Genomic DNA, 2,214 nt, shown 5'->3' on the forward strand with positions numbered 1-2,214 from the left:
TCCATACTCGGTGTAGGCATGAAATCTCCCCCAATTAATATTATGTATTGCTAATAATAAGTCATAAATGTCTGTTTCTTATAGTGATATCGTGTTCATGTTTGATAATCTATGTGAAAAAAACGTGTAAATAAAGCGATGTCATAAGATAAAACTGGATAAAAGACATTCAATTAAAATCATACTACAATGCTTATTCAAATACAAGAACCGTTCGATCTCGCTTCTTATTTATGCCCCATTTTTATACATAATAAAAGCTGACTCGTTTGAGTCAGCTTTTACTAGTCAATCATATTCAAAATTAAAGGCCGCATTTCAGCTGTGCACCACAGTTTGTACATGTGTTGCATCCGCCCATTTCTTCTACCGTTCCTTGACGGCAAACCGGACACGTATTACCTACTTCAGAACCGATTGTTACATCAGTTGAACGAATTTCATTAATTGTATCAACTAACACAACGTGCGGTTTCGTTTCTTCTTTTGGCGCTTCAATTTCTTCATCAAACGTATTTTCTTCTGCTTTTAGCGTTAAGACTTGTGCATCACGGCTGCCGTCTACGTACACCGTACCGCCTTTTGCTCCGCCTTTATACAGACGCTCGTACACTTTTTGAACTTGCTCTACCGTGTAACCGCGAGGAGCGTTTACTGTTTTACTAATTGAACTGTCAATCCAGCGCTGAATCACACATTGCACATCCGCGTGAGCTTGTGGTGCAAGTTCCATAGCTGAAATGAACCATTCAGGAAGGTTGTTTGGATCTGCTTCTGGATGCTGATCTAAATACTCTTGAACGATATCAGCTTTTACTTCAATAAATTTACCTAAACGGCCGCTTCGGAAGTATGAGAATGAGAAATAAGGTTCAAGACCCGTTGATACTCCAACCATTGTTCCAGTACTGCCTGTTGGCGCTACTGTTAATAAATGAGAGTTTCGGATACCGTTCTCTTTAATGTTTTCACGAATATCTTCAGGCATTTTTTTCATGAAGCCTGTATTTGTGAATGCTTCACGTAAAGAAGCCGTTTCAGCATCTGTTTGGCCTACTAAGAACGGGAAGCTTCCTTTTTCTTTTCCAAGCTCTACAGACGCGCGGTAAGCCGTCGTTGCAATTGTTTCAAACACTTTATCTACTAACTCATTGCCTTTGTCAGAGCCGTACTCTGTTTCACAATAAATAAGAAGATCGTGAAGACCCATTACACCAAGGCCAACGCGGCGTTCGCCAAGCGCTTGCTTTTGGTTTTCTTCTAAGAAATAAGGAGTTGCATCAATAACGTTATCTTGCATTCTAACGCCTGTTTCAACCGTTTGACGTAACTTTTCAAAGTTAACAGTTTTCGTTTCTTTATCTGCCATTTGCGCTAGGTTAACAGCAGCTAAGTTGCAGACAGAGAATGGTGCAAGTGGTTGTTCACCACATGGATTTGTTGCAACAACGTGCTGACCATATGCTTGAGCATTTGTCATATCATTAGCATTGTCAAAGAAGAAAATGCCTGGTTCAGCTGAGTACGTTGCACAAATATTAATTAAGTTCCATAGCTCTTTTGCACGGATAGTACGATACGTACGAACTTTGTTTCCTTGTTTTGCCCATTCGCGCACGTCGCCTACTTCGTGCCAGTTTTCATTGTAGTTAGCCATTTCTTCTTTTGAATAGCTTTCTACGTCTGGGAAGCGAAGTTCGTATTCTCCGTCGTTTTCAACAGCATCCATAAAATCTTTTGTTAAGCATACAGAAATGTTTGCTCCTGTTAAAAACTCTGAGTTATGAACGCTGTACGTTCCGCCTGTTTGCAGCTTTTCTTCTGCATCTTTGATGATTTTTTCACTGAACCCACCAAGACCAGGAATTTGTTTATAGTTAATGATTCCTTGGTACATCGCTTCTTCAGACTCTGTTAGCGGCGTGAACTTCAATTTATCTTGCGCATGTTTTTTAATCATTTCGTCATTTGTGTTTTCAATTAAGAAACGTAAAATGCGAGGGTTTTGCATTTTAGAAATAATAAATTCTACAATGTCAGGATGCCAGTCGGCAAGCATGATCATTTGGGCCCCACGACGTGACCCACCTTGCTCAACAAGATGCGTCAGTTTAGCAATATCATCTAACCATGAAACCGAACCAGATGATTTACCGTTTACACCGCGAGCCAGCGTGTTGCGCGGGCGAAGAGTTGAACCATTCGTTCCAACAC

General features: G+C 40.4%; 1 protein-coding gene. It reads right to left on the reverse strand.

Annotated features, from left to right (window positions below; genetic code table 11):
* Positions 1-304 precede the first annotated feature (304 nt).
* On the reverse strand, positions 305-2,214 hold a 1,910-nt coding region (locus AC1DRF_RS24085), incomplete at its 5' end, for a vitamin B12-dependent ribonucleotide reductase (RefSeq protein WP_477741880.1).

Source organism: Priestia sp. P5_B4 (assembly GCF_056400385.1).